This is a genomic window from Methylobacterium sp. FW102-HT35C08, assembly GCF_058790235.1.
In genome coordinates this window covers 3,739,927-3,765,218 of record NZ_JBYTCL010000002.1, presented here as the reverse complement: position 1 = coordinate 3,765,218, position 25,292 = coordinate 3,739,927, and the positions used below count along the sequence as shown (strand labels likewise).

21 protein-coding genes are annotated in these 25,292 nt (G+C 70.0%); 14 read left to right on the top strand and 7 right to left on the bottom strand.

Going from position 1 to position 25,292, the window contains the following annotated elements:
- The first annotated feature begins 90 nt into the window (after nucleotides 1–90).
- Nucleotides 91–732 (top strand): TetR/AcrR family transcriptional regulator, encoded by a 642-nt coding sequence (locus AC3WSN_RS17960; RefSeq protein ID WP_492539753.1) that lies wholly within the window; start codon nucleotides 91–93, stop codon nucleotides 730–732.
- 57 nt (nucleotides 733–789) lie between these two features.
- On the top strand, nucleotides 790–2,037 hold the full coding sequence (locus AC3WSN_RS17955; protein WP_492539751.1) for a NupC/NupG family nucleoside CNT transporter: 1,248 nt from the start codon (nucleotides 790–792) through the stop codon (nucleotides 2,035–2,037).
- A gap of 222 nt (nucleotides 2,038–2,259) precedes the next feature.
- On the opposite strand, the gene pqqA (AC3WSN_RS17950) is transcribed toward AC3WSN_RS17955, so the two are convergent.
- Both pqqA (AC3WSN_RS17950) and pqqA (AC3WSN_RS17945) read right to left on the bottom strand, forming a co-directional pair.
- A complete protein-coding gene (gene pqqA, locus AC3WSN_RS17950; RefSeq protein ID WP_007559223.1) occupies nucleotides 2,260–2,349 on the bottom strand; it encodes a pyrroloquinoline quinone precursor peptide PqqA in 90 nt (29 codons plus the stop codon).
- An 80-nt stretch (nucleotides 2,350–2,429) separates the two neighbouring features.
- Nucleotides 2,430–2,519, bottom strand: a complete 90-nt coding sequence (gene pqqA / locus AC3WSN_RS17945; protein ID WP_007559223.1) for a pyrroloquinoline quinone precursor peptide PqqA — start codon at nucleotides 2,517–2,519, stop codon at nucleotides 2,430–2,432.
- Nucleotides 2,520–2,916: 397 nt separating this feature from the next.
- Between pqqA (AC3WSN_RS17945) and mgtE the strand changes: the two genes are divergently transcribed.
- Nucleotides 2,917–4,329, top strand: coding sequence for a magnesium transporter (gene mgtE, locus AC3WSN_RS17940; RefSeq protein ID WP_373622798.1), 1,413 nt, complete (start codon nucleotides 2,917–2,919; stop codon nucleotides 4,327–4,329).
- Between the two features lie 220 nt (nucleotides 4,330–4,549).
- Here the strand turns inward: mgtE and AC3WSN_RS17935 are convergent, their stop codons facing one another.
- From AC3WSN_RS17935 to paoA, 4 genes are all read right to left on the bottom strand, one after another.
- Nucleotides 4,550–6,091 (bottom strand): acetate--CoA ligase, encoded by a 1,542-nt coding sequence (locus AC3WSN_RS17935; RefSeq protein WP_492539748.1) that lies wholly within the window; start codon nucleotides 6,089–6,091, stop codon nucleotides 4,550–4,552.
- Nucleotides 6,092–6,186: 95 nt separating this feature from the next.
- Nucleotides 6,187–8,409, bottom strand: coding sequence for a molybdopterin cofactor-binding domain-containing protein (locus tag AC3WSN_RS17930; protein ID WP_492539746.1), 2,223 nt, complete (start codon nucleotides 8,407–8,409; stop codon nucleotides 6,187–6,189).
- Nucleotides 8,410–8,431: 22 nt separating this feature from the next.
- Nucleotides 8,432–9,403, bottom strand: a complete 972-nt coding sequence (locus AC3WSN_RS17925) for an FAD binding domain-containing protein (protein ID WP_492539744.1) — start codon at nucleotides 9,401–9,403, stop codon at nucleotides 8,432–8,434.
- A 10-nt stretch (nucleotides 9,404–9,413) separates the two neighbouring features.
- Nucleotides 9,414–10,064 carry an aldehyde dehydrogenase iron-sulfur subunit PaoA gene (paoA, locus tag AC3WSN_RS17920; RefSeq protein ID WP_492539742.1) on the bottom strand — a complete coding sequence of 217 codons (651 nt, stop codon included), beginning with the start codon at nucleotides 10,062–10,064 and terminating at the stop codon, nucleotides 9,414–9,416.
- 307 nt (nucleotides 10,065–10,371) lie between these two features.
- On the opposite strand from paoA, the gene AC3WSN_RS17915 reads away from it, so the two are divergent.
- From AC3WSN_RS17915 to lptB, 10 genes are all read left to right on the top strand, one after another.
- A complete protein-coding gene (locus tag AC3WSN_RS17915) occupies nucleotides 10,372–11,196 on the top strand; it encodes an aldo/keto reductase (RefSeq protein WP_492539740.1) in 825 nt (274 codons plus the stop codon).
- Between the two features lie 137 nt (nucleotides 11,197–11,333).
- On the top strand, nucleotides 11,334–12,350 hold the full coding sequence (gene nadA, locus AC3WSN_RS17910) for a quinolinate synthase NadA (protein WP_192707965.1): 1,017 nt from the start codon (nucleotides 11,334–11,336) through the stop codon (nucleotides 12,348–12,350).
- Nucleotides 12,347–13,870: an L-aspartate oxidase gene (locus tag AC3WSN_RS17905; RefSeq protein WP_492539738.1), complete on the top strand. Its 1,524-nt coding sequence runs from the start codon at nucleotides 12,347–12,349 to the stop codon at nucleotides 13,868–13,870. Before nadA ends, AC3WSN_RS17905 begins: the two co-directional genes overlap by 4 nt.
- The gene (gene nadC, locus AC3WSN_RS17900) at nucleotides 13,867–14,739 is read left to right on the top strand and encodes a carboxylating nicotinate-nucleotide diphosphorylase (RefSeq protein ID WP_192707967.1); all 873 of its coding nucleotides are present in this window, start codon (nucleotides 13,867–13,869) and stop codon (nucleotides 14,737–14,739) included. The genes AC3WSN_RS17905 and nadC overlap by 4 nt, the downstream gene beginning before the upstream one ends.
- 205 nt (nucleotides 14,740–14,944) lie before the next feature.
- On the top strand, nucleotides 14,945–15,643 hold the full coding sequence (locus tag AC3WSN_RS17895) for a class I SAM-dependent methyltransferase (RefSeq protein ID WP_492539736.1): 699 nt from the start codon (nucleotides 14,945–14,947) through the stop codon (nucleotides 15,641–15,643).
- A 229-nt stretch (nucleotides 15,644–15,872) separates the two neighbouring features.
- Nucleotides 15,873–17,861, top strand: a complete 1,989-nt coding sequence (locus tag AC3WSN_RS17890; protein ID WP_192707969.1) for a potassium transporter Kup — start codon at nucleotides 15,873–15,875, stop codon at nucleotides 17,859–17,861.
- Between the two features lie 124 nt (nucleotides 17,862–17,985).
- A complete protein-coding gene (htpG, locus tag AC3WSN_RS17885; RefSeq protein ID WP_492539734.1) occupies nucleotides 17,986–19,818 on the top strand; it encodes a molecular chaperone HtpG in 1,833 nt (610 codons plus the stop codon).
- A gap of 231 nt (nucleotides 19,819–20,049) precedes the next feature.
- Nucleotides 20,050–20,769: an LPS export ABC transporter periplasmic protein LptC gene (gene lptC / locus AC3WSN_RS17880; protein ID WP_492539732.1), complete on the top strand. Its 720-nt coding sequence runs from the start codon at nucleotides 20,050–20,052 to the stop codon at nucleotides 20,767–20,769.
- Nucleotides 20,766–21,428 (top strand): LptA/OstA family protein, encoded by a 663-nt coding sequence (locus tag AC3WSN_RS17875; RefSeq protein WP_492539731.1) that lies wholly within the window; start codon nucleotides 20,766–20,768, stop codon nucleotides 21,426–21,428. The genes lptC and AC3WSN_RS17875 overlap by 4 nt, the downstream gene beginning before the upstream one ends.
- A gap of 8 nt (nucleotides 21,429–21,436) precedes the next feature.
- Nucleotides 21,437–22,288 carry an LPS export ABC transporter ATP-binding protein gene (gene lptB / locus AC3WSN_RS17870; protein WP_373323730.1) on the top strand — a complete coding sequence of 284 codons (852 nt, stop codon included), beginning with the start codon at nucleotides 21,437–21,439 and terminating at the stop codon, nucleotides 22,286–22,288.
- 111 nt (nucleotides 22,289–22,399) lie between these two features.
- Here the strand turns inward: lptB and AC3WSN_RS17865 are convergent, their stop codons facing one another.
- Nucleotides 22,400–23,551, bottom strand: coding sequence for a dimethylmenaquinone methyltransferase (locus AC3WSN_RS17865; RefSeq protein WP_492539728.1), 1,152 nt, complete (start codon nucleotides 23,549–23,551; stop codon nucleotides 22,400–22,402).
- Nucleotides 23,552–23,739: 188 nt separating this feature from the next.
- Here AC3WSN_RS17865 and AC3WSN_RS17860 point away from each other — a divergent pair, with 188 nt between their 5' ends.
- The gene (locus AC3WSN_RS17860; protein WP_492539726.1) at nucleotides 23,740–25,053 is read left to right on the top strand and encodes an MFS transporter; all 1,314 of its coding nucleotides are present in this window, start codon (nucleotides 23,740–23,742) and stop codon (nucleotides 25,051–25,053) included.
- The last annotated feature ends 239 nt before the right edge of the window (nucleotides 25,054–25,292 follow it).

Here is a 25,292-nt window from a genome sequence, read left to right as displayed (position 1 = left end):
CGTCGTGCCGGTTGGTCCGGGCCTTGAGCGAGGGATAGCCTCCGCTCCGGAGATTGTCTAGGGTGAACACCCTAGACGAGACGATGGACGATGGCGCGGGGCCGAGCATCACTGACGGACGAGCGGGCGGCGGCCCAGGCCGTGCCGAGCACGCGCGACCGGATCCTGGCGGTAAGTCTGGCGCTGTTCAACGCCCGCGGCCTGGGCCGGGTGACGACGGCGGAGATCGCCGCGGCAACGGGGATCCGTGAGGGGAACCTGCAGTATCATTTCCCCCGCAAGAGTGGGCTCGTGGAGGCGATGTTCGCGGGCTTTGAGGCGGAGGCAGTGGCGGTCGCCGGCCGGATGCCGGCGGATCCCGCGGAACCGGAAGCGCTGCTCGCCTACCAGCGGGCGTGGTTCGACCTGATCTGGCGCTACCGCTGTGTCTACCGGGACGGGATCGCCATGGTGGAGATCGCGCCGGCCCTGCGCCCGCGTGTCCATGCGCTGCGGGCGCGGACCCAGGAACTGGCCCGCGGCGTCTTCGAGTCGGCGGCGCGGGCCGGGCGCCTCCGGATCGGCCCCGACGCCCTCGGGCGCCTCATCGACAATGCCTGGATCGTGTCCAGCCACTGGATGAGCCATCGTCCTCAGGGTGGTACCGCTCTGACCGCGGCCGATCTCGACTGGGGCTTCGCGCAGGTCCGCGACCTGTTCACCCCCTATCTCGCGCCGGATCGCCCGGATTGACGGTCGCTGGCCCGAACCTTCCATAAGCGCCGGCCAAGCTCGGACCCGAAGGACGCGATGCTCGACCGCCTGACCCATGCCGGCCTCAGCCTCCTGCTGCTGCTCGCCGTCGCGGCCCTGTTGTCCACGAACCGCCGGGCGATCCGCCCGCGGGTCGTGCTGACGGCCCTCGCACTGCAGGTGGGGCTCGGGGCGCTGGTCCTGTTCCTGCCCGCCGGACAGGCCGCTCTGGTGGCGGCCGCCGACGTGGTGGTGACGGTGCTGTCCTACGGGGACCGCGGCACGGCCTTCCTGTTCGGCGGCCTCGTCGAGCCGAAGATGTTCGAGCTGTTCGGGGGCTCGGGCTTCATCCTGGCACTGCGGGTGCTGCCGCAGATCCTGTACGTCTCGGCCCTGATCGCGGTGCTCTATCATGTCGGCCTGATGCAGGCCCTGGCCCGCGGCCTCGGTGCGATGCTCCAGCGGATCCTCGGCACCGCGCCGATCGAGTCCTTCGCCGCCGTCATCACGATCGCCATCGGCCAGAGCGAGATCGCGGTGGCTCTGCGCCCGTTCCTCGCGCTCCTGACCGGGGCCGAGCTGTTCGCGGTCATGTCGAGTGGCGCGTCGTCCACGGCAGGCTCGATCCTGGCCGGCTATGCCGCCCTCGGCGTCCCGATGACCTACCTGCTCGCCGCCTCGGTGATGGCGATCCCCGGCGGCCTGCTCTACGCCAAGATCCTCATGCCCTCCACCGAGCCGACCCGGACCGCGACCACCCGGGTGGAGTTCGGCGAGACCCGTGCCGCCAACATCATCGAGGCGGCGGCGGACGGCACGCAGAGGGGGCTGGCGGTGGCCGTCTCGGTCGGCGCCATGCTGATCGCCTTCGTAGGGCTGATCGCGCTGGCGGACGGGCTTCTCGGCACAGCGGGGAACTGGTTCGGCTATCCCGGCACCTCGTTCGAGGGCGTGCTCGGTTGGGTGCTGAGCCCCCTGGCGTGGCTTCTCGGTGTTCCGTGGGAGCACGCGACGCTGGTCGGCGGCGCGATCGGCCAGAAGCTCGCCTTCAACGAGTTCTTCGCCTACGCCAACCTGTCACCGACCCTGAAGGCCGGCACGCTCGACCCGCGCTCGCAGGCGATCGTCTGCTTCGCCCTGTGCGGCTTCGCGAATTTCGCGTCGATCGCGATCCAGCTCGCGAGCTTCTCGAGCCTCGTCCCCGAGCGTCGCTCCGAGGTCGCCCGCTACGGGCTCCGGGCGATCCTGGCGGGGTCCCTCTCGAATCTCACGAGCGCCGCCATCGCGGGGCTCTTCGTGAGCTGATTCGGCCACGGCGTCCTTGGGCCGGCATCCGACAATCGTTCCAGTTCGGCTGGGCGTCTCGTAGGCCGGCCGGAAGGCGCAGCCGGCACGACAATCCTCAGTTCGCGGCACCTTCGATCTGTTGCCGGGAGGTCTGACGCGCCGGGTGCACCGGTCATGACACTGCACAAACGAAAAGCGCCGCTTCGAATGAAGCGGCGCCCAAACCGTCCTGTCGTCGACTTAGTTGAAGGTGTCGATCTCAGCCGACTCGTAGCTGGTGACTTCCATGCCGACGCAGATTTCGGAAACGATCGGGGCAGACCAGGCCATGTTTTCCTCCTGACGAGATTCGGGAATTTTAGTTGGCGACTGCGATGACCGAGGCACGATCCGCCTCGGACCGCGGAGACTTAGTTGAAGGTGTCGATCTCAGCCGACTCGTAGCTGGTGACTTCCATGCCGACGCAGATCTCGGACACGATCGGGGCGGACCAGGCCATGGTGTTTCTCCTCGCTGTTGCTGAGAGGCATATAGGCAATATCTTGGACGCAATACAAGCGAGCGCAACACTTATATTTCTCATAGGGACGCCGCCCTCGTTCAGGGTGCACGCTGGTGCCGCTGTGTGACACCCGCGCGCGGAGTGCGCGGATGGTCGGGAGGCGCGGAAACGGGAACGGTTTCGGCTTGACGGGCTTTCCGCGCGGGCGCACGACGCAGCCGCGCGACATCGTCTCCGGCGACGCCGCGCTCCCATTCAGCAGCGACCCGCGAAGCGACGTGCCCGACCGATCGTGCCTGCCGTGCCCGGCCCCCTGCCGTCGTCCCGCCTGAGCCGCTGAGAGGCCTGGCCGCGGGGCGACCGGCGTGGCTGCCGGCCACGGCCCTGACCCAGGATGACCGGCGACGCGTCGTCTCGTAACCCACGAGGCGAGGCCATGAACGAGATCGCCCTCTTCGATACGCGCGTCGACCCGTCCGTGCTGGCCGCGCGGCTCTCGGATGAGCGCGCCCCCGACATCGTCGAGAAGCTCAACGACGAGGCTCCCGAGGTCGCCGCCGCCATCCTGCTGGGCCTGCCAATGGAGCGGGCGATCGAGGTGCTCGACCAGCCGGAGCTCGACTGCGTCGCCGACATCATCGAGATGCTGCCGCGCGACCGGGTCGCGGGCTACCTGTCGGGCATGTCGGCCGACCGGGTGACCGACGTGTTCCGCGAGATCGAGGAGCCGGGCCGCTCCGACCTGCGCGCCCGCCTCGATGCCGAGACCCGGGGCGCCGTGGACCGGCTCTCGGCCTATGGCGAGGAGACGGTCGGCTCGCTGATGACCACCGAGTTCGTCACCGTGCCGGGCACCTGGACGGTCGGCCAGACCCTGGAGCACATTCGCCACGTCGAGAAGACCCGCGAGACCATCTACGCGATCTTCGTGCTCGACCCCCGGACCCGCGCTCTCACCAAGGCGGTGCCGCTGCGCCGGCTGATCTCGGGGGATCCGAACGACAACGTGCTCAGCGTCGCGCCGGGGCGGCGGCCGCTCGCCGTGTCGCCGACGGCGAGCCGCGAGGAGGCGGCCCGGCTGATCTCCAAATACGACCTGCTGGCGCTGCCGGTGGTCGATGCGGTCGGCCACGTGATCGGCATCGTCACGGTCGACGACATGATCGACGCAATGATCGAGAAGCAGACGCAGGACGTGCAGCGCTTCGGCGGCATGGAGGCGCTGCCCGAGCCCTACATGGATATCGGCTTCTTCACGATGATCCGGAAGCGCGCCGGCTGGCTGTGCGCGCTGTTCCTCTCGGAGATGCTCACCGCCTCGGCCATGCAGGGCTTCGAGGGCGAACTGGAGAAGGCGATCGTCCTGACGCTGTTCATCCCGCTGATCATGAGCTCGGGCGGCAATTCCGGCTCGCAGGCAACCTCGCTGCTGATCCGGGCGCTGGCGCTGCACCAGATCCGCCTGCGCGACTGGTGGCGGGTGGCCTTGCGCGAATTGCCGACCGGGATCTTCCTCGGAACGATCCTCGGCATTATCGCGGTGATCCGGATCGTGGCCTGGCAGAAGCTCGGCCTCTACGATTACGGCGAGCACTGGCCGCTGGTTGCCGCCACGGTCGGCGCGGCGCTGGTCGGGATTGTGACGTTCGGGTCGCTGTCCGGCTCGATGCTGCCGTTCCTGCTCCAGCGGATCGGCTTCGATCCGGCCACCGCCTCGGCACCGTTCGTAGCGACCCTGGTCGATGTGACCGGGCTCGTCATCTACTTCTCGGTGGCGCTGCTGATCCTGCGCGGGACATTGCTGTAGGGTGCTTCTGCGCCGAGCGCGGCCCCTCTGCGGCCGGTGATCCCCGCCGTCGTTCCGGGGCGCCGCAGGCGAGCCCGGAACCCAGAACCGCTGTCTCTGCAGGATCCTGGCGCGTCGGTGCGTCTGGATTCCGGGCTCCGCTGCGCGGCCCCGGAATGGCGGGATGGAACGGCGGCTTTGCGACGCTGCGGGGACGCAGATCGGACCCGCGCCGGACCCCTCACCCCGCTACCGCCTCGGCCAGCCGCTTCCGCTGCACCTTGCCGTTCGCCGTGCGCGGCAGGGCGTCGAGGAAGCGGATCTCGCGCGGGCGCTTGTACGCGGCGAGCCGCTCGGCGCACCACGCGAGCAGGGCGTCCGCGTCGGGCTCGGCATCGGGCTGGAGCACCACGAAGCCGCAGATCACCGAGACGTCGGCCCGCACCGGCAACTCGGCCACGCCGACCTCGGCCACCGCGGGATGGGCGGAGAGCACCACCTCGACCTCGTTGGGCGAGACCCGGTAGCCCATCGCCTTCATCAGGTCGTTGTTGCGGCCCTCGAACCAGAGGTAGCCGTCCGCATCGAGCCGCGCGAGGTCGCCGCCGACGAACCAGTCGCCGCGCATCACCTCGGCCTCCTCCTCGGGTCGGTTCCAGTAGCCCAGCATCAGCGCCGGCTCGGACCGGTGGACGGCGAGCAGGCCGGTCTCGCCTGCTGGCAGGGGAACGGCGTCGCCCTCCGTTGGGAGGATCGCCACCCGCCGGCCGGGTTGCGGCTTGCCGGGTGAGCCGGGCCGCACCGGGATCGTCGGGCCGCTGGAGATGTAGGTCGAGATCTCGCTCATCCCGAGCGCCTCGTAGAGGGGCTTGCCCGTCGCGCGCGTCCAGGCGTCGAGCAACTCGACCGGGAGCGGCTCGCCCGCCGTGCAGCCATGGCGCAGGCTCGACAGGTCGTGCGCGCCGAGATCGCCGTACTTGAGGATCTGCCGGTAGAGCGTCGGGACGGCGGCGAACAGGGTGGCGCCGTACTGGGCGATCAGGCGCGGCCAGACCGCGGGATCGCGCGGTCCGTTGTAGAGCACCGCGGTGGCGCCCACCGACCACGGATCGCTCAGGCCCACGCCCAGCGTGTAGGTCCAGTTCATGGTGCCGGCGTGCAGCATCACGTCGGACTCGGAGAGTCCGAGCCAGTGGTCGAGCATCGGCCGGCGGCCGTAGGCGGCGCGGTGGGCATGGAGCACGCCCTTGGGCCGGCTGGTGGTGCCGGAGGTGTAGATCAGCATCGCCGGGTCGTCGGCGGCGGTGTCGGCGTAGTAGGGCAGGGGCGGCCTCGCCTTCATCCGCGCGATGGCGGCGGCATCGAGCAGGATGCGGTCACCCAGCGCTTCGGGCGCGACCGTGCAGCCGCTGCCGACCACCACCGCGGCGGCGCCGGAATTCTCCATCAGGAACGCCGCCTCGGCCTCGGTGAGCTGCGGCGAGGAGGGCAGGGCGACGAGGCCGGCCGCCAGCGCGCCGAAATAGACGAGGACGTAATCGGCCTCGTTGCCCATCCGGATCATCACCCGGTCGCCGGGCTTGAGCCCCAGACCAAGGAGGCCCGCCGCGATCGCGCGTGCCGAATGCTCGACCGCGCCGAAGCTGAGGCGGTCGGCCGTCCCATCCCCGACCAGAACGAGGGCGGTCTTGTCGGCGCGCAGGCGCGCGTTCTCAGCGAGACAGTACCGCGCGGCGTTGAACCGCGCGGGCGGCTGGCGGTCGTTGGACAGGCTCTCGGGCACCGGGCGCTCCCCCGCATTCGGGCTTTTGGCCGGGTGTCCTGCCTGGGCGCCTGTCCGTCAACCTTCGGCGGGGTGCCGCGCGCAGCAGCTCCGGATCATGTCCGCCGCTGCGCCTGCCCCTCCTGCTCCTCGAAGCCCTTGAGCATCTTGTCGAGCGTCAGCGGGTACTCGCGGACCCGGATCCCGGTGGCGTTGTAGATGGCGTTGGCGAGAGAGGCACCGGCGCCGCAGATGCCGAGTTCGCCGAGGCCCTTGCTCTTCAGCGGGTTCGCCTTGTCGTCGAGCTCGGGCAGGAACACCGCGTCGATCTCCGGCAGATCGGCGTGCACGGGCACGTGGTACTCGGCCATGTCGTGGTTGACGAAGTAGCTGTAGCGCGGATCGACCACCGCATCCTCCATCAGCGCCGCGCCGACCCCGAAGGTCATGCCGCCGATCGCCTGGCTGCGCGCGGTCTTGGCGTTGAGGATGCGGCCGCCGGTGAAGACGCCGAGCATCCGCCGCAGCCGGATCTCGCCGGTGTCGACGTCGACACCGACCTCGGCGAAGTGGGCGCCGTAGGAATACTGCGAGAACTTCTGCTTCATCTCGCCGGGCTTGATCTCGCCCGCGGCTTCCAGCCCCGAGCCGGCGAGGTCGGTGAGCGACTCCGTGCGGTTGCCCGACGTGACCGCGCCGTCGCGGAACGTCGCCCCGTCCGGGTTGAGGTCCCCGGCCTTGAGCAGAGCCTGCCGGAGGTTGTCGCAGGCCACGTACAGGGCCGAGCCGGCCGAGGCGGCGCCGAACGAGCCGCCGGACCCGGAGGCGAAGGGAAAGTCGGTGTCCCCCATCTCGACCCGCACGCGCTCGGGCGGCAGCCCCAGCATCTCGCCGGCGATCTGGGTGAGGATCGTGTAGGTGCCGGTGCCGGGATCGGTCATGGCCATCCGCACCACCAGCACGCCGTCCGGCCCCAGCCGCACCTTGGCGGCGGACGGCATCAGCGGGTTGAGGCGGGCGGCGGCCGACATGCCCATGCCGACGAGCCAGTTGCCCTCGCGCCGGCTGCCCGCCGCCTGCCGCTTGTCCCAGCCGAACAGGCGGGCGCCCTCGCGCATGCAGGGCACGAGCTGGCGCGTGGAGAACGGCACCTTCTTCTCGGGATCCTCGGCCGGCTCGTTGCGCACCCGCAGCTCGATCGGATCGACCTTCAGCTGCTCGGCCAGCTCGTCCATGGCGCACTCGAAGGCGAGCTGGCCCACGGCCTCGCCGGGGGCACGCATCGACGAGGCGATGGGCATGTTGAGGTTCACGAGCCGGTGACGCGTCACGCGGTTCTGCGCCGCGTAGAGCGAGCGGGTGACGTTGGCGGAGGTCTCGAAGAAGCCGTCACCCTCGGCGGTGTCGGACCAGGATTCGTGGCTGATCGCCGAGAGGCGCCCCTCCGCGTCGGCACCGAGCCGGATCCGCTGGATCGTGTCGGTGCGGTGGGTGGCGACGTGGAATTCCTGCTGGCGGGTCAGCGCGACCTTCACGGGCCGCTGGATGACCTTCGAGGCCAGGATCGCGAGCGTCGCCTCCGGCTGGACCTGGAGCTTCGCGCCGAAGCCGCCGCCGATATAGGGGCTGACGATCCGCACCTTCTCGGGCGGCAGCTTCAGCACCGAGCCGAGCGCCTTCTGGCCCCGGTTCGGCATCTGGTTCGACGTGTGCAGCACGACGCCGTCGCCGTCCCAGGCGGCGATGGTGGCGTGCGGCTCCATCTGCGCGTGGATCTGGTTCGGCGTGACGTATTCCACGTCGAGCTTCACCGGTGCGGCTGCGAAAGCCGCGTCGAAATCACCGAGCTTGGAATCGGGCGGCGAGTTGACCGGCTTCGGCTCGTAGGCCGCCGCAAGGCTGTCCTTGAGCAGCCCCTTGGGCTTGGCCGCGTCGTACCGGACCTTGACCAGCATCGCTGCGGCGCGGGCCTGCTCGAAGGTCTCGGCCACCACGAAGGCGACGGGTTGCCCGTAGAACCTGACCTCGGTTCCCTGGAGCTGCGGCCAGACCTGCTCCTTCTTCTCGCCCTGCTCGGGCACGTTCTCATGGGTCAGGACCAGGATCGTGCCCGGCGCCTTGCGGGCGGCCTCCGCGTCGATCGAGCGGATCGTGCCGGAGGCGATCGTCGCCGGCACAATGAAGCCGTAGGCGGGGTTCTCGAGCGCCCGCGTCTCGTAGGCGTAGGGCGCGCGGCCCGTGACCTTGAGCTTGCCTTCGACCCGGTTCAGCGGCTTGCCGACAAGCCCGTCGGGCCGGTCGTCGAGGGGCGTCCGGCCGATCGGCTGGTTCATCTCCATGGGAACGGTCCTTGCCGGGATTCTACGCGCGGGTCGCCTGCGCCACGACGGCGCGCAGGGTCCGCCGGGTCAGCGGAATCTTGAAGTCGTTGCTGCCGTAGCCGCGGGCGCCCTTGAGCACCGCGTCGGCGGCGGCGTCGGCCGAGCCGGTCTGGACCAGGGCGGTCTCGGCCTCGGCGACCCGCCAGGGCTTGTGCGCCAGCCCGCCGAAGGCGAGGCGCGCGGCTGTCGGCTTGCCGCCTTCGCCGGCGATCACCGCGGCCACCGACACGGTGGCGAACGCGTAGGACGCCCGGTCGCGGACCTTGCGGTAGATGTGCGTGCCCGCCACAGGCTTCGGCAGCGTTACGGCGGTGATGATCTCGCCCTTGCGCAGCTCGGTCTCGATCTGCGGGGTGTCGCCGGGCAGCTTGTGGAAGTCGGCGATCGGGATCTTTCGCGATTGCCCGTCCGGATTCATCGTCTCGACGGTGGCGTCCAGCGCCCGCATGGCCACCGCCATGTCGGACGGGTTGGTGGCGATGCAGGCCTCGCTCGCCCCGACCACCGCCATGATCCGGTTGAAGCCGCCGATCGCCGAGCAACCGGAGCCGGGCTCCCGCTTATTGCAGGGCATGGCTGTGTCGTAGAAATAGTAGCAGCGCGTCCGCTGGAGCAGGTTGCCGGCGGTGGTCGCCTTGTTGCGCAGCTGCCCCGACGCACCGGCCAGCAGTGCCATCGTCAGCACGGCGTAGTCCTTCCGCACCCGCGGGTCGGCGGCGAGGTCGGAGTTGCGCACCAGCGCGCCGACGCGCAAGCCGCCCTCCTGCGTGGCCTCGACCTTGTCGAGCGGCAGCCGGTTGACGTCGATCAGGGTCGCCGGGGTCTCGATCTGGAGTTTCATCAGGTCGAGGAGGTTGGTGCCGCCGGCGATGAACTTGGCGTTCGGCCGCTCGGCCGCGAGCTTCGCGGCGTCCTGAACCGTGGCCGGACGCTCGTACGTGAAAGCCTTCATGTCCGCCCCCTCAGAGGTTGCTGGCGGCGGTGTCGCGGATCGCCGCGACGATGTTCGGGTAGGCGCTGCAGCGGCAGATGTTGCCGCTCATGCGCTCGCGGATCTCGGCATCGCTGAGCGTCGGCGTTGACGCGACGTCCTCGGTGACGTGGCTCGGCCAGCCGGCCTTGGCCTCGCTCAGCATGCCGACCGACGAGCAGATCTGGCCCGGCGTGCAGTAGCCGCACTGGAAGCCATCATGCTCCAGGAAGGCCGCCTGCATCGGGTGGAGCTGGTCGCCGGTGGCGAGCCCCTCGATCGTGGTGATCTGATCGCCCTCGTGCATCGCCGCGAGGGTCAAGCAGGAATTGATCCGCCTTCCGTCCACCAGCACCGTGCAGGCGCCGCACTGGCCGTGGTCGCAGCCCTTCTTGGTGCCGGTGAGCGCCAGATGCTCGCGCAGGGCATCGAGCAGCGTCGTGCGGGTGTCGAGGACGAGGTCCTGCGGCTGACCGTTGATCGTGAGCCGCACCGGCATCGTCTGCGGGGCTGGATCGCCCGGTGCCGCCGCTGCGGGCGCAGGCCGGAGACCGAGGGCGCCGAGCGCCCCGGCCGCGGCGCAGCCCTCCACCACGGCCCGCCGCGTCAAGGCGAACGGCTTCTTCGGAGTCGCGTCTGTCATGCTGTTATCCCGCCCGTGCGCAACGCATCACGGCGCGACGCAGTCTGGAATCCGGTGTGCCAACGCCCAGCTCGCCGGATTAGATCCGGTCCAGACTGCGCCCGTTCACCGCGGCTGCGCGGCGTAGCCTGCTGGACTCCGGCAGTTCGTCCTCGCGAGCACAGCGAAGCGTCTCAGGGCAGGGCGACATCGGTGACCGTGGCGGCGCCGGATTGCTTCGCGTTGCTCGCAAAGACGGTCGCGCCTTGGAACGCGTCCCGCTGCGGGCGTTTGGGTTGATCGGACAACGACACCGGAGTCTCGCCCCATGGCCGTCCCGACCCTGCCGCTCAACGACGGGCGCCGCATCCCGCAGATCGGCTACGGCTGCTGGCAGCTCTCGGACGCACAGGCGCCGGACCTCGTCGGCCGGGCGCTCCAGGCCGGCTATCGCCTGATCGACACCGCCGCCATCTACGGCAACGAGGCCGGCGTCGGCCGCGCCGTCCGCGACGCGCAAGTGCCCCGGGACGAGATCGTCCTGACCACCAAGCTCTGGAACGACCGCCAGGGTCGCGACGAGACGCGGCGTGCCTTCGACGAGAGCCTGCAGCGCCTCGGCCTGTCCTATGTCGATCTCTATCTGATCCACTGGCCGTGCCCGCAGCGGCGCCTGTTCGTCGAGACGTGGAAGACCCTGATCCAGCTCCGTGAGGAGGGGCGCGCGAAGTCGATTGGCGTCTCGAACTTCACGCCCGAGCACATCGCCACCCTAATCGGCGAGACGGGCGTCGCGCCCGCGGTGAATCAGATCGAGCTGCACCCGCGCTTCCAGCGCAAGGCGCCGCGGGCCGACGATGCCAGTCGCGGGATCGTGACCGAATCCTGGAGCCCGCTGGGACAGGGCAAGGAGCTGAACGACCCGGTCATCGTGGCGATCGCGAAAGCCCACGGGAAGAGCCCCGCCCAGGTGGTACTGCGCTGGCAAATTCAGATCGGCTGCGTGGCCATCCCGAAGACCGCCCGGCCCGAGCGCATCCTCGAGAACATCGCGCTGTTCGATTTCGAACTTGCGGCCGACGAGATGGAGAGGATCGCGGCCGTGGATCGGCCCGACGGCCGGATCGGACCCGACCCCGCCACCTTCTGCTGACCGGTCGGCCTTCGGCGGCGCAGCATAACATCGCGCCGCAAAAGATTTATGCTCACAGCTAGCATATCTGGACAGGCGCCTCCGGCCCCCATAAGTTAGACGGCACAATGCTCAAACTGAGCATAATGGAGGACGCCATGGCGGCGACCGTTGCACCCGTCTCCCGCACGCCTATCCCGGGCCTGCCGCTTCCGGATCTCTACGCCCGTGTCAGCCGGCACGTTCCGGCGATCGAGTGGCCGGCGCTGGCTCCGGACATCGAGGCGATCCTGCGCCTCAAGCGCGAGCGCAACGCCGTGATCCTGGCGCACAACTATCAAGCGCCCGAGATCTTCCACACGGTGGCCGACATCGTCGGCGACAGCCTCGCACTCGCCCGCGAGGCGGTGAACGTCGATGCCGACGTGATCGTGCTGGCGGGCGTCCACTTCATGGCCGAGACGGCCAAGCTCCTGAACCCGAGCAAGACCGTGCTGATCCCCGACATGGGTGCGGGCTGCTCGCTGGCCGATTCGATCACCGCCGCGGATGTGCGCGGCCTGCGCGCCAAGTACCCGGGCGTTCCGATCGTCACCTACGTGAACACCTCGGCGGCCGTGAAGGCCGAGTCGGACCTGTGCTGCACCTCCGGCAACGCGGTCGCGGTGGTGAAGTCGCTGAACGCCCCGCGGGTTCTGATGATCCCGGACGAGTTCCTGGCGCAGAACGTCCAGGCCGAGATCCCCGAGGTCGAGATCCTGACCTGGGCCGGCCATTGCGAGGTGCACGAGCGCTTCACGCCGGCCGACATCCGCGACGTCCGCGACAGCTATCCCGGCGTCACCGTCATCGCGCACCCGGAATGCCCGCCGGAGGTGGTGGCCGAGTCGGACTTTTCCGGCTCGACCGCGATGATGATGGACTTCGTCGTCGAGAAGCGGCCGAAGCAGGTGGTGCTCGTCACCGAGTGCTCGATGGCCGACAACATCGCGGCCGCGAACCCGGACATCGAGTTCATCAAGCCCTGCAACATGTGCCCGCACATGAAGCGGATGAGCTTGGCGAACATCCGCCGGTCGCTTGAGACCATGACTCACGAGGTCACGGTCGATCCGGCGCTGGCCGACCGCGCCCGGGCGGCGGTGGAGCGCATGCTCCAGGTGCGCACGCGATGAACGCGATCTCGCCCAACGCCGCCGACCGCGTCGTCGTGGTCGGCGGCGGCGTCGCGGGGCTGAGCGTCGCGCTGCGCCTCGCGCCCCGCCCGGTGACGCTTCTCAGCGCCTCGCCCCTCGGTCTCGGCACCGCCACAGGCTGGGCGCAGGGCGGCATCGCCGCCGCGGTCGGCGCCGACGATGCGGCCGCGCTGCACGCCGCCGACACGGAAGCGGCCGGCGCCGGGCTGACCGAGCCCGACGTCGCGCTCCGCGTCGCGCAGGAAGGGCCGGCACTGATCGACTGGCTGGTGCGGATCGGCGTTCCGTTCGACCGGACCGGCGATGGGGCGCTCGCCCTCGGGCTGGAGGCCGCGCACGGCCGCCGGCGCATCGTCCGCTCCGGCGGCGATGCCACCGGCGCGCGCGTCCTCGAAGGACTTGTCCGGGCCGTGCTGGCGGCACCCTCCATCGAGGTCGTCACGGCGCGCGCCTGCGACCTGCTCCGGGACACGAACGGGGCCGTGGCCGGGATCGTCGCCGAGCGCGACGGCGCCCTGTTCCGCATCCCGGCCCGCGCCGTGGTGCTGGCCACCGGCGGCGTCGGAGCCCTGTACGCGGCCACCACCAACCCGCCGGGCGCGGTTGGACGCGGGTTGGCGCTCGCCGCCCGCGCCGGAGCGGTGATGCGCGATATGGAATTCGTGCAGTTCCACCCGACCGCCATCGCGACCGGCGCCGATCCGATGCCGCTCGCCACCGAGGCTCTGCGCGGTGAGGGCGCCCGCCTGATCGATGAGACCGGCGCTCCCGTGATGGCCGGCATCGCGGGCGGCGATCTCGCCCCCCGCGACGTGGTCGCCCGCGGCATCTTTCAGGCGCTGCAGCGGGGCCGCACGGTTTATCTCGACGCTCGCGGAACGCTCGGCGCCGCAATGCCGACGCGCTTTCCGACGGTGGCGGGCCTCTGCGCCGGCGCCGGCATCGATCCGGCCGTGCAGCCGATCCCGGTCCGCCCGGCGGCGCACTACCACATGGGCGGCGTGAAGGTGGACGCGCACGGCGCCACCTCGGTGCCGGGCCTCTATGCCTGCGGCGAGGTCTCCTCCACGGGCCTGCACGGGGCCAACCGGCTCGCCAGCAACTCGCTGCTGGAGGGGCTCGCCTATGCGCGCTTCATCGCCGACGGGCTCGACGCGCCGCCGCCGGCGGCCATCGTGCCGCAAGCCGTGACCGTCCGCACCTCCGGCGACCTGCCGGCGATCCGTACCCTGATGGACCGCCAGGTCGGGGTCGTGCGCGACGCCGCCGGTCTCGCGGGGGCGGTGGCCGCCCTCACGCCCGAGGCGGAATCCTGCGACGCGGCACTGGTGGCGCTTCTGATCGCCCGCGGCGCGCTGGAACGCCAGGAGAGCCGCGGTGCTCATTGGCGGAGCGACTATCCGCATCTCGCAGCCCCGGTTCACACCGAGACCTCGCTGGCCGAACTCCGGGCGGCGCAGAGCGGTCGTGAGGCCGCCAAGGAGGCCCTGACGCCATGACCCGATCGGTGCTCTCCGAGGAGATCCTGCCCCTGCCGCGGCTCCTGGTCGAGCCGGTGGTGCGCGCCGCCCTGCTGGAGGATCTCGGCCGGGCCGGCGACATCACCACCGACGCCATCGTGCCCCCGGGCGAGCGGATGCGCGGCGTGATCGCCTCCCGCCAGGATGGCGTGATCTCCGGCACCGACGCCGCCGCCATCGCGTTCGCGCTGGTCGACCCGGCCGTGACCGTCACGGTCGAGCGCGGCGACGGCACCCGCGTCGCGCCGGGCGACGTGGTCCTGCGCCTGGACGGGCCGGCGCGGGCGATCCTTACCGCCGAGCGCGTCGCCCTCAACCTGCTCTGCCGCATGTCGGGCGTCGCGACCGCCACACATGGCCTTGTCGAGGCAGCGCGCCCGCACGGCAAGGCGTCGATCGTCTGCACCCGCAAGACCACGCCGGGCCTGCGCGCCCTGGAGAAGCACGCGGTCCGGGCCGGCGGCGGCTCGAACCACCGCTTCGGCCTCGACGATGCGGTGCTGATCAAGGACAACCACGTGGCGGTGGCCGGCGGCATTGTTCCGGCGATCGAGCGCGCCCGGTCCCGGGCCGGTCACCTCGTGAAGATCGAGTGCGAGGTCGACAGCCTGGAGCAGCTGGAGGAGGCGCTCTCGATCGGGGTCGACGCCGTGCTCCTCGACAACATGAGCCCCGACCAGCTCACCCGCGCGGTGGCGATGATCGACGGCCGGGCGCTCTCCGAGGCGTCGGGCCGGATCACCCGCGAGACGGTGGGAGCGGTCGCGGCGTCGGGGGTCGACCTGATCTCCTGCGGCTGGATCACCCACTCGGCCGCGATCATCGACCTGGGCCTCGACGCCGCTTGAGGCGGCGCTGTCCCGACCTGCGGAGCTGAAGCCGGGGCAGCACACCGGCTCCCCGGGCGTCTCATCCCGCGCCTCGGTGCTGCTGCTATCGCGACCGCGGGAAAGCTGACACAACGACGTCCGCGTCGCTGCAGGCTTTCCCCGACCGAACGCGGGGCCAGAAAGCCGGAGCCTCGGCACTAACCCATCGATCGAGGTGGCCCGGATGGCGAAGTTCCACTTCGTCGAAGACTACGAGAAGTTCGTCCGCCAGCTGATGCGCGATTTGCCTCTCGACGAAGCCATGAGCCGGGCCGTCGGCGGCGATTATGATCGCATCGGCGCGGTCGAGTGCGAGATCCTGAAGCATTTCGGACTGAAGGACGGGGATACGGTCGTCGATTTCGGGTGCGGGTCCGGCCGCCTGGCGGTCAATCTCGCGAAAGAAACCCGGATCACTTATCTCGGTCTCGACGTCGTCCAGGATCTGCTGAACTACGCAAAAACCAAATGTCCGAACAGCTATCGTTTCGTGAAGAACGATCAGCTGTCCCTGCCTGTTGCTGGCGACAGTGTCGATCTGTTTGCGGCCTTCAGCATTTTCACGCATCTGCTGCACACCGAGTGCTACATCTATCTCGAGGAGATGTATCGTGCGCTGCGTCCGGGCGGGCGCGTCGTTGCGTCCTTTCTCGAATTCAGCACCCCTTCGCATTGGGGCATCTTCACGACGACCGTGGGCGAGCAACGCACCAGTTCGGTGCCTCACCTCAACACGTTCATCGAGCGGAGCGTCTGGGAGATCTGGGCCGGTCATCTCGGGTTCGAAATCGTGCAGTTCGTCGACGGGCCCGCCGCCCCTTGGCCGTCGGGCACCATGCTCGGTCAGTCCGTCGTGGTCCTCAGCAAACCGCAGGCGCGCTGACGCGGTGCGGGCGGGTCCCCATCGGACCAGTCTACGCGTCGGTGGCCTTCGTCGCGGAACTGCGGCGGGGGCCGTGAGGCCGTGCTCTGACGCGCCGGTTTGACGCGATCGTCATCACGGACGGTGACAAGTCATCGTCGTAGTCCCGTCGGGCTATCCGACAGTCTTCCGCAGCGCCCTCGACTTGATAAGGTCGCGCCGATAGCGACGCCATCGACCGGACCTGCCCGTGAGCCAAGCCCTCAACCCCGCGGCAGCACCGGCAGTCGGTCTTCCCAACGCACCGGTCGTGCGCAAGCCCGGCGCCGTCCGGCACGGTCCCGGGCCGGCGCTGATGCTCGGCGCGCTTGGGGTGGTCTACGGCGACATCGGCACGAGCCCGCTCTACGCGTTCAAGGAGGCGGTGAAGGCGGCGACGGCCGGCGGCGCCTCGGTGCCGGCGGCGGCCACGGGTGCGGTGTCGCTGATCCTGTGGTCGCTGATCCTGATCGTGTCGCTGAAATACGCGGTGCTGATCCTGCGCGCCGACAACCGCGGCGAGGGCGGCATCGTCGCCATGCTGGCGCTGCTGGGCGCGCGGCAGGCGCGGCCGGGGACGTGGAAGGCGCTGCTTCTGGTGGTCGGGCTCGTGGGCGCGGCTTTGCTCTACGGTGACGGGGCGATCACGCCGGCGATCTCGGTGCTGTCGGCGATCGAGGGCCTGAAGGTCGACGCGCCCGCGCTCGGGCCATTCGTGGTGCCTATCACGCTGGTGATCCTGGTCGGGCTGTTCCTGGTCCAGCACAAGGGCGTGGCCGCCATCGGCCGGGTGTTCGGGCCCGTCATGCTGGTCTGGTTCGTCGTGCTGGTCCTGCTCGCGGTCCCGAGCATCCTCCGGGCCCCGGAGATCCTGGCCGCGGCCAATCCCTGGCGGGCCCTAGACTTCCTGATCCATGCGGGCTGGCACGTCAGCTTCCTGATGCTCGGCGCGGCCTTCCTGGCGGTGACCGGCGGCGAGGCGATGTACGCCGACCTCGGCCATTTCGGCGCCCCGGCCATCCGCGCAGCGTGGTTCGTCCTCGTCCTGCCCGCCCTGCTGATTCATTATTGCGGCCAGGGAGCCCTCATCCTCGCGAATCACGAGGCGATCGAGAACCCGTTCTACCTGCTGGCTCCCGACTGGGCGCATTATCCGCTGGTCGCCCTGGCCACGATGGCGACGGTCATCGCCTCGCAGGCGGTGATCTCGGGCGTCTATTCGCTGACCCAGCAATCCATCCAGCTCGGCTTCCTCCCGGCGATGCGCGTCGTGCACACCGACCGGGACGAGCGCGGGCAGATCTACGTGCCCGGGGTGAACTGGATGCTCGCCGTCGCGACGCTCACCGCCGTCGTGGTGTTCGGCTCGTCCGACGCGCTCGCTGGCGCCTACGGGATCGCGGTTTCCGCGCTGATGGGCATCACCACGCTGCTGGCGGCCCTGATCGCGCTCCGGTGGGGCTACAACCCGATCCTGGTCGTTGCGGTGAACGGCTTCTTCCTCGCCATCGACAGCGTCTTCTTCGCCGCCAACAGCGTGAAGCTCCTGGAAGGCGGCTGGTTTCCGCTGCTGCTGGCGGCCGCGGTCGCATTCCTGATGCTGACCTGGATGAAGGGCAACCACGTCCTCGAATCCGTCCGCCAGACCATGCGCATGTCCGAGGCGACCTTCCTCGCCCGCCTCGCCTCGCACCCGCCGGTGACGCTGCCGGGCACCGCAGCCTTCCTGACGGCCGCCACGGAGGGCATCCCGATGGCGCTCGGCCGTCTGCTGGAGCGCAGCCGCTGCCTGCACGAGCGGCTCCTCCTGATCACCGTGATCTACGAGGAGGAGCCGGTCGTTCCCGCCACCGAGCGGGCGGAGGTGACGCTCGTGGCCCAGGGCATCCGCAAGGCCATTTCCAAGTACACGCCCGGCATGGAGCGCGTGGTCCTGCACTACGGCTTCATGCAGACCGCCTCGATTCCCGAGGGGCTGCAATGCGCCGTGGCGAGCGGACTGCTGCCGCCGGAATATCTGGAGGACATGACCTACTTCGTCGGCCACGAGGTGGTGATCCCGTCGCCGACCCATCCCGGCATGGCGCCCTGGCGGGAGGGCCTGTTCGCCTTCATGAAGCGCAACGCCGAGCGGACCGGCGCCCATTTCGGCCTGCCGACCCGGCAGATCGTGGAGGTGGGGACCGAGATCGAGATCTGACCGGCCGTGGCGCCCGCGAGCCGCGCATCGGAGGCCGAAGCCGGCCGGCATGCGCATTGAAAACGGCCGCGTTCGCAAGCATATCGCCACCGCGAATTTTTCCCCCACAGCGGAGGCATCACCCGTGAGCGAGACGATCGAGCGGCACGAATTCGGGGCGGAGGTGGGACGCCTCCTCGACCTCGTCGTGCACGCGCTCTACTCCGACCGCGAGATCTTCCTGCGCGAACTCGTCGCCAACGCCGCCGACGCCATGGACCGGCGGCGGTTCGAGGCGCTGACCTCGGCGGCGAGCGCCCTGCCGCCGGACGCCAAGGTCCGCATCGCGCCCGACAAGGAGGCGCGCACCCTGACCGTCTCGGATGCCGGTATCGGCATGACCAAGGAGGATCTCGCCACCAACCTCGGCACCATCGCGCGCTCCGGCACGCGGGCCTTCTCGCAGACGCTGGAATCCGCCAAGGCCGAGGACCGGCCGAGCCTGATCGGCCAGTTCGGCGTCGGCTTCTACTCGGCCTTCATGGTCGCTGACCGGGTCACCGTCACGTCGCGCCGCGCCGGCAGCGACGAGGCCTGGACCTGGGCCTCGGAGGGGCAGGGCAGCTACACGCTGGAGCCGGCCACGCGTGGCGAGCCCGGCACCGACATCGTCTTGCACCTCAAGGAGGACGCCGACGAGTACCTCGAGCCCTACCGCCTCGACCATCTCGTGCGGAAATGGGCCGACTTCATCACCGTGCCGATCGCCGTCGTGCGCGACGGCAAGGATGAATCGGCCAACCAGGGCACCGCGCTCTGGCGCAAGCCGAAGTCGGAGGTCACCGAGGAGCAGTACGAGGAATTCTACCGCTCCATCGGCATGAACTTCGACAAGCCCTGGGCGACGCTGCACTGGCGCGCTGAGGGGCAGCTTGAATTCTCGGCGCTGCTGTTCGTGCCGGGCTCGAAGCCGTTCCAGGCCCTGGACAACGAGCGGCAGAGCAAGGTCCGTCTGCACGTGCGGCGGATGTTCATCACCGACGAGGCCGAGTTGCTGCCGCCGTGGCTGCGTTTCGTCCAGGGCGTCGTCGACACCGAGGACCTGCCGCTCAACGTCTCCCGCGAGATGCTCCAATCGACGCCGGCCCTGGCGCGGATCCGCCGCGCCGTGACCGGCCGGGTCGTGTCCGAGCTGACGACGCGCGCCAAGGACGCGGAGAGCTACACGGCGTTCTGGGAGAATTTCGGCCCTGTCCTCAAGGAGGGCATTTACGAGGATTTCGAGCGCCGGGGCGAGATCGCGCCGCTGCTGCGGTTCCGGTCCTCGGCGGTCGACGGCTGGACCTCGCTGCCCGACTACGTATCCCGGATGAAGGACGGGCAGGAGGCGATCTACTATCTCGTCGCCGACGATGCCGAGGCGCTGAAATCGTCGCCCCAGCTCGAAGGCTTCAAGGCCCGCGGCCTCGAGGTTCTGCTCCTCTCCGACCACGTCGATGCCTTCTGGCCGGACCAGCTCGGCACGTTCGAGGAGAAGCCGCTGCGCTCGATCACCAAGGGCGGCCTCGACCTGTCGAAGTTCGCCCTCGACGGTGAGCAGGCCGAAGCGCCTGAGGGCATCGACGCCTTCGTGATCGCCGTGAAGTCAGCGCTCGGCACCGAGGTCTCCGACGTGCGCACCACCGACCGGCTGGTCGATTCGGCCGTGGTGCTCTCGGCCGGCAGCGGTGGCCCCGACCTCCAGATGCAGCGTCTCATGCGCCGCGCCGGACGGGCGGGCGGAGGCCAGCCGGTGCTGGAGATCAATCCGCGTCACCCGCTGATCCGGGCGCTCGCCGCGTCGCCCGAATCCGAGGTGCCGCAGGCTGCCGGCACGCTCCTCGACCTCGCCCGGATCCAGGACGGCGACAGCCCCCGTGACCCGGCCGCGTTCGCGCGGACGGTGGCGGCGGCCCTGGCCGCGGCGCGCGGCGCGTAAAACTACGGAGACACACGCCCCGTGCCGCCGTGAGGCTGCGCGCGGCGTGTGTCTCCACACACATTCGTTCCCGACATTTGCGGGTTCGGTTGATCATTCGGAAATGGTCAAGCCATAACTTCGCCACCGGTCGGGATCATTGCCCGGCCGATGGCGCGGGCGCGGTGGGGGCCGCAGGCGTCTGAGCCGATCCCTCTCGCGCGCGCTTCACACGCGCCTCACGGACGCTGCATGAACCCGGTCGAGGCTGAAGCCGGTAACGGACAGGCGGTCGCGGCAGCGCGGACTCGGGCCCACGCCCGGGCTTACCGCCATAGCGACCGCGTGCGCACGATGCGCCGCCTGATCCCCGTGGCGGCCGGCGGCTCGGTGGCGCTGCTGCTCGCCTACCTGTTCAATCCGTTCGCCGCCAAGCTCCCGGGCGTGTCGGTCGGTCCGGTGACGCTGGCGGGCTCAAAGGTTCGCATGGAGAACCCCCGGCTCTCGGGGTTCCGCCAGGGCACGCGCGGCTACGAGGTGACGGCGGACGCCGCCCTGCAGGACGTGCGCAAGCCCAGCCAGATCGAGCTGCAGCAGATGCGCGGCCACATCGCCACCGACGACCAAGGCGGCGTCGCCCGGCTCTCGGCGGCCTCGGGCCTGTTCGACACCGCCCGCGAATCCCTCGACCTGAAGGACAACATCCGGATCTGGACCGACAAGGGCGAGGAGGCGCGCCTGCGCTCGGCCGCGGTGACGTTCAAGACCGGGGCGATCAGCTCGCAGGAGCCTGTCACCGTAATGAGCCCGCGGGCCACGGTGAACGCCGACACCCTCGACGTCGTGGAGAGCGGCAAGCGGATCTCCTTCGTGGGCAACGTCCACGTGGTCATCGTCAACGAGGATCAGGCCGAGAAGCCGCCTGCCCGCATCCTGACCTCGGATGCCGAGGCCGGGGGCGTCGGCCGATGAGGTCCGCTCGCCTCCTCTGCGCCGTCTTGGCGGCCGGGCTGCTCCTGGCCGGTCCGGCGCTGGCCGAGAAGCCCGCGGCGCGCAAGGATTCGCCCTTCGGCAATATCGGCGGCAGCGGCAAGGACCCGATCAAGATCGACGCCGACCGGCTCGACGTGTTCGACCGGGAGAACAAGGCGGTCTTCGCCGGCAACGTCGTGGCCGTGCAGGGCGACAGCACCATCCGGTGCTCGACCATGACGGTCACCTACAAGCGCGGCAAGGACGCGCCCGCCAAGGGTGCCAAGGCCGAGCCGAAGGACGAAGGCGCCGAGGCGGCGCCCCGCAACCCCGCCGAGAACGGCATCCAGAAGGTCGATTGCGCCGGCCCGGTCACGGTAGTGCAGAAGGATCAGGTCGCCACCGGCGACCACGCGGTGTTCGACCAAGATGCCAAGCGGATCGTGCTCACCGGCAACGTGGTGCTGAGCCAGTGCCAGAACGTCACCCGCGGGCAGCGGCTGGTCTACGACATGAATACCGGCCGGGCCAACATGGACCCGTTGGCGGGCGGCCGGGTCTCGGCCCTGTTCGTCCCCGGTGACAAGTCGGACGCCAAGGACGGCAAGGCGAAGGGCTGCACGCAGCCGCCGCCCAAGCCGAAGGCGCAGGTCGATTGAGCGGCGCCGTGGCATTTCAGGCTGGCCCGCAGGACGCGCCGGGCCATACGGGCTGGCTCGGCCGGCTGTTCGGCCGGCGCGCGCGGCCGCCGGAGGCTGCCGGGTCCGACGGCTGGTCCGCGGCCGAGGAGGGCGGTCTCGGCATCCTCAGCGTGCGCGGCCTGCGCAAGAGCTACGGAGCCCGCACGGTCGTGCACGAGGCTGGGCTGACGGTCCGCACCGGCGAGGCCGTGGGGCTGCTCGGGCCGAACGGCGCCGGCAAGACCACGATCTTCTACATGATCACCGGGCTGGTGGCGGCCGACCGCGGCCATATCACCCTCGACGGCCTGCCGATCACACATCTGCCCATGTACCAGCGGGCGCGGCTGGGGATCGGCTACCTGCCGCAGGAGGCCTCGATCTTCCGGGGGCTGAGCGTGGAGGACAACATCCGCGCGGTGCTGGAGGTGGTCGAGCCCGACCGCAAGGCCCGCGCCCACAAGCTCGATTCCCTGCTGGAGGAGTTCGACATCGCGCGCCTGCGCAAGTCGCCCTCGATCGCCCTCTCGGGCGGTGAGCGGCGGCGCTGCGAGATCGCCCGGGCGCTCGCATCCTCGCCGACCTTCATGCTCCTCGACGAGCCCTTCGCGGGCATCGACCCGATCGCGGTGGGCGACATCCAGGATCTGGTGAAGCACCTGAAGCAGCGCGGCATCGGCGTGCTGATCACCGACCACAACGTCCGCGAGACGCTTGGCCTGATCGACCGCGCCTACATCGCCCATTCCGGCCGCATCCTCACCGAGGGTACGCCGGAGGAGATCGTGGCAAACCCCGAGGCGCGGCGGCTGTATCTGGGTGAGGATTTCCGGCTCTAGGCCGTTCATCGTCCGCGCGCAGCGACGCGATCCAGAGCCCCCACGACAATCGATGGCGTGCTACCCTGAGCCGCTCCGCTGCGCGCGCGAGAACGGGCGAGCCCGACGGCCTCACCCCTTCCAGTTCTTCAGCGCCGCGAACGGACTGTCCGAACCCGCGGGCTTCTCGGGGTTCAGCACCGGCTCCACCTGGGCGATCGCGTCAACCATCGAGAAGGCGGAGCCGCTCTGAAGCCGGCCGCCGGCCGCGTCCCGATGGCCGCCGCCGCGGAACAGGCGGGCGCCGTCGAGGGCCGTGCCGTCGTTGGAGCGGAACGACAGGTTCCCCATCCGCTGGACGTTGACGACGCGCTTCGCCCGGCCCGCATCCATGATCAGGTCCGAGACCCGCTGGAATGTGCCCGAGTCGAGGGCGAAGGACAGGAGCGTGCCGTCCTTCAGCGGCCGGAAGAGAGTGTCCGAGCGGGCGAGCGCCCGGGCGAGCCGCATCCGCGTGGTGAGCGCCGGATCGTCGTCCGGCGCGTCGCGCAGCAGGGCGTCGACCACGTCGCCTCGGATGGCGACCGCGCGCCGTTCCAGCTCCGCCGGGCTCGCGCCGTCCCGCAGCGCCGCGGCGGCGCCGAGCAGGATGTCGGACACGAACCGGTCGTGCCAGGGATGCCCGACCGGCACGAAGCTCGACACCACATCCCAGAACAACTCGTCCAGCGCCAGGCCGCCCCGGAAGGCGGGGCTCTCCTTGCGCCAGAGGTCGAGGGCGTCGACCGCGGCGAGCAGGCTCGACAGGTCGGTCTCGGGCTCGTGGCTGGCGAACAGGGCGCGATGATCGAAAGTCATCCGCGTGGCGCAGAGATTCTCCTCGATCAGCACGGCGATCCCGGGATCGCCGAGATCGATCCGGTTCAGGCCGGGCCGCTCCGGATCCGCGGCCGGCTCCAGCCCGAGGCGGCGCAACTGGTCGAGGGACGAGGCGTGGTGGTCGAGAACCACGAGGCGGTGCGTCCGGCCCTCGTCGCGGCGGCGGTTCATCGCGGCGAACTTCTTCAGCCCGGCGATGGTCTGCTCCTCCAGGCCGAGGTCGGTCATCAGGAGGATCTCGCTCTCGGCGGCGCGGCCGAGGCGCTTGATCTCGTCCTCGAAGACCGGACCGACATCGCTGTAGCGCGGCACGTGGACGACGCGCTCGACCGTCGCGCAAGCGGCGGCCACCGTGGAGGCACCGTAGCCGTCGAGGTCGTGGTGGGTGATCTGGGTCAGGCGCACGCGGAGCGGTCTCGGAGGGTGAGGGAGGAGGGCGGTCTACGACGTCGGGCGCCGGGAGGCGAGGGGCGGCGGGCTCTTCCCGTCGCCCGCAATCGGTGCAGAATGCGGGCGGGACGTCACGAGTCGAGCAACGGCCGGTCGGACCCGGAGCACCCCAACGGTGCCCGTCATCCCGGGAGGAGAAGCCGATGGCCCTGGCCGCAACGCCGCGCGTGAGGCGCATCCAGACGATCTCACTCGCCCTCCTCGTGACCGCGGGCGTCGTCAACTACGTCGACCGCGCCACCCTGGCGGTGGCCAATCCGCTGATCCGAGAGGATCTCGGCCTCTCCATCCCCGACATGGGCCTGCTGCTCTCGGCGTTCCTCTGGGCCTACGCCTTCGCCCAGCTTCCGGCCGGTGCGCTGGCTGACCGGCTCGGGCCGCGGCTGACGCTCGCCCTGGGCCTGTCCTGCTGGTCCCTCGGCCAGATGCTGGGCGGCGCCGTCACCTCGTTCTGGCAGTTCGTGAGCGCGCGCATCGTGCTCGGGATCGGCGAGGCCCCGCATTTCCCGACCTGCGCCCGGGTCTCCCGCGACTGGTTCAACATCCGCCAGCGCGGCACCGCCACGGGCATCTGGAACTGCGCCTCCTCCCTCGGCACCTTCCTAGCCCTGCCGCTGCTCACCTTTCTGATGGTGAGCTTCGGCTGGCGCGCGATGTTCGTGATCATGGGTGCGGCTGGGCTGGTGCTCGCCGCCATCGTCTACCTCGTGTTCCGCAACCCGCGCGAGACCGATCTGACCCCGGCTGAGCGCGCCTTCCTGGAAGAGGGCGACGCGCCGAATGCCAGCCGCCCGGTGACCTGGAGCGCGTGGCGGCGGCTGTTCGGCTTCCGCACCAGCTGGGGCATGATCGTCGGCTATTTCGGCTGCATCTACATGACGTGGCTCTACACCGCGTGGCTGCCGAGCTACCTGGAGATCGAGCGGCACTTCACCCTGCAGAAGACCGGCCTCATCGGCTCGATCCCCTTCGCCTTCGGGGTGATGGGCGGCATCCTGGGCGGCCGGGTCGTGGACATGCTGGTCCGGCGCGGCGTCGATCCGATCCGCAGCCGCAAGATCCCGATGGTCGCCTCCCTGGTGGCGACCGCGGGTTTCACCGTGGTGGCGGCCCTGACGCCGAGCGACACGCTGGCCATCGCGTGCATCTCGGCCTCGCTGTTCCTGGTCTATCTGAGCTCGTCCTCCGCCTGGGCGATGGCTTCCGTGGCGGCGCCTGCCAATTGCACGGCCTCGCTCGGCGCCATGCAGAATTTCGGCGGCTATATCGGCGGCGCCCTGGCCCCAACCGTGACCGGCTTCATCGTCGGCGGGACGGGGCATTTCTCGATGGCGTTCATCACGGGTGCGGTGATCGCGCTGATCGCGGCCCTCGGCTACTGGACGCTGATCCAGGATCCGATCGTCGACGAGGCTCCGTCAGGCCCGCTCGTGGGTGGCCTGCACGCGGCCGGATGAACTGCGGCAGGGGGAGTGAGGTGTCCCTCTCCGTCATCACGAGCACAGCGAAGTGACCCAGGGCGTCGCGACTTCTCAGATCGTGGCGCCGGCTGGATTACCTCGCTCCGCTCGCCGAGACGGCGGGGCCGAGATCATCATCCGAAGCCGCGATGTCGGAGGCGTTTCCAATTGCGCCGTCGCGCTGACCGCTCGATCCTTTCATCTAGCGACGCATCGCAAACCCTCGACCCCGTCAT

Coding starts and splice junctions, on each gene's coding strand:
- AC3WSN_RS17960 (WP_492539753.1), top strand. CDS start 91: ATGGCGCGGGGCCGAGCATCACTGACGGACGAGCGGGCGGCGGCCCAG.
- AC3WSN_RS17955 (WP_492539751.1), top strand. CDS start 790: ATGCTCGACCGCCTGACCCATGCCGGCCTCAGCCTCCTGCTGCTGCTC.
- pqqA (WP_007559223.1), bottom strand. CDS start 2,349: ATGGCCTGGTCTGCCCCGATCGTTTCCGAAATCTGCGTCGGCATGGAA.
- pqqA (WP_007559223.1), bottom strand. CDS start 2,519: ATGGCCTGGTCCGCCCCGATCGTGTCCGAGATCTGCGTCGGCATGGAA.
- mgtE (WP_373622798.1), top strand. CDS start 2,917: ATGACCGGCGACGCGTCGTCTCGTAACCCACGAGGCGAGGCCATGAAC.
- AC3WSN_RS17930 (WP_492539746.1), bottom strand. CDS start 8,409: ATGGAGATGAACCAGCCGATCGGCCGGACGCCCCTCGACGACCGGCCC.
- AC3WSN_RS17925 (WP_492539744.1), bottom strand. CDS start 9,403: ATGAAGGCTTTCACGTACGAGCGTCCGGCCACGGTTCAGGACGCCGCG.
- paoA (WP_492539742.1), bottom strand. CDS start 10,064: ATGACAGACGCGACTCCGAAGAAGCCGTTCGCCTTGACGCGGCGGGCC.
- AC3WSN_RS17915 (WP_492539740.1), top strand. CDS start 10,372: ATGGCCGTCCCGACCCTGCCGCTCAACGACGGGCGCCGCATCCCGCAG.
- nadA (WP_192707965.1), top strand. CDS start 11,334: ATGGCGGCGACCGTTGCACCCGTCTCCCGCACGCCTATCCCGGGCCTG.
- AC3WSN_RS17905 (WP_492539738.1), top strand. CDS start 12,347: ATGAACGCGATCTCGCCCAACGCCGCCGACCGCGTCGTCGTGGTCGGC.
- nadC (WP_192707967.1), top strand. CDS start 13,867: ATGACCCGATCGGTGCTCTCCGAGGAGATCCTGCCCCTGCCGCGGCTC.
- AC3WSN_RS17895 (WP_492539736.1), top strand. CDS start 14,945: ATGGCGAAGTTCCACTTCGTCGAAGACTACGAGAAGTTCGTCCGCCAG.
- lptC (WP_492539732.1), top strand. CDS start 20,050: ATGAACCCGGTCGAGGCTGAAGCCGGTAACGGACAGGCGGTCGCGGCA.
- AC3WSN_RS17875 (WP_492539731.1), top strand. CDS start 20,766: ATGAGGTCCGCTCGCCTCCTCTGCGCCGTCTTGGCGGCCGGGCTGCTC.
- AC3WSN_RS17860 (WP_492539726.1), top strand. CDS start 23,740: ATGGCCCTGGCCGCAACGCCGCGCGTGAGGCGCATCCAGACGATCTCA.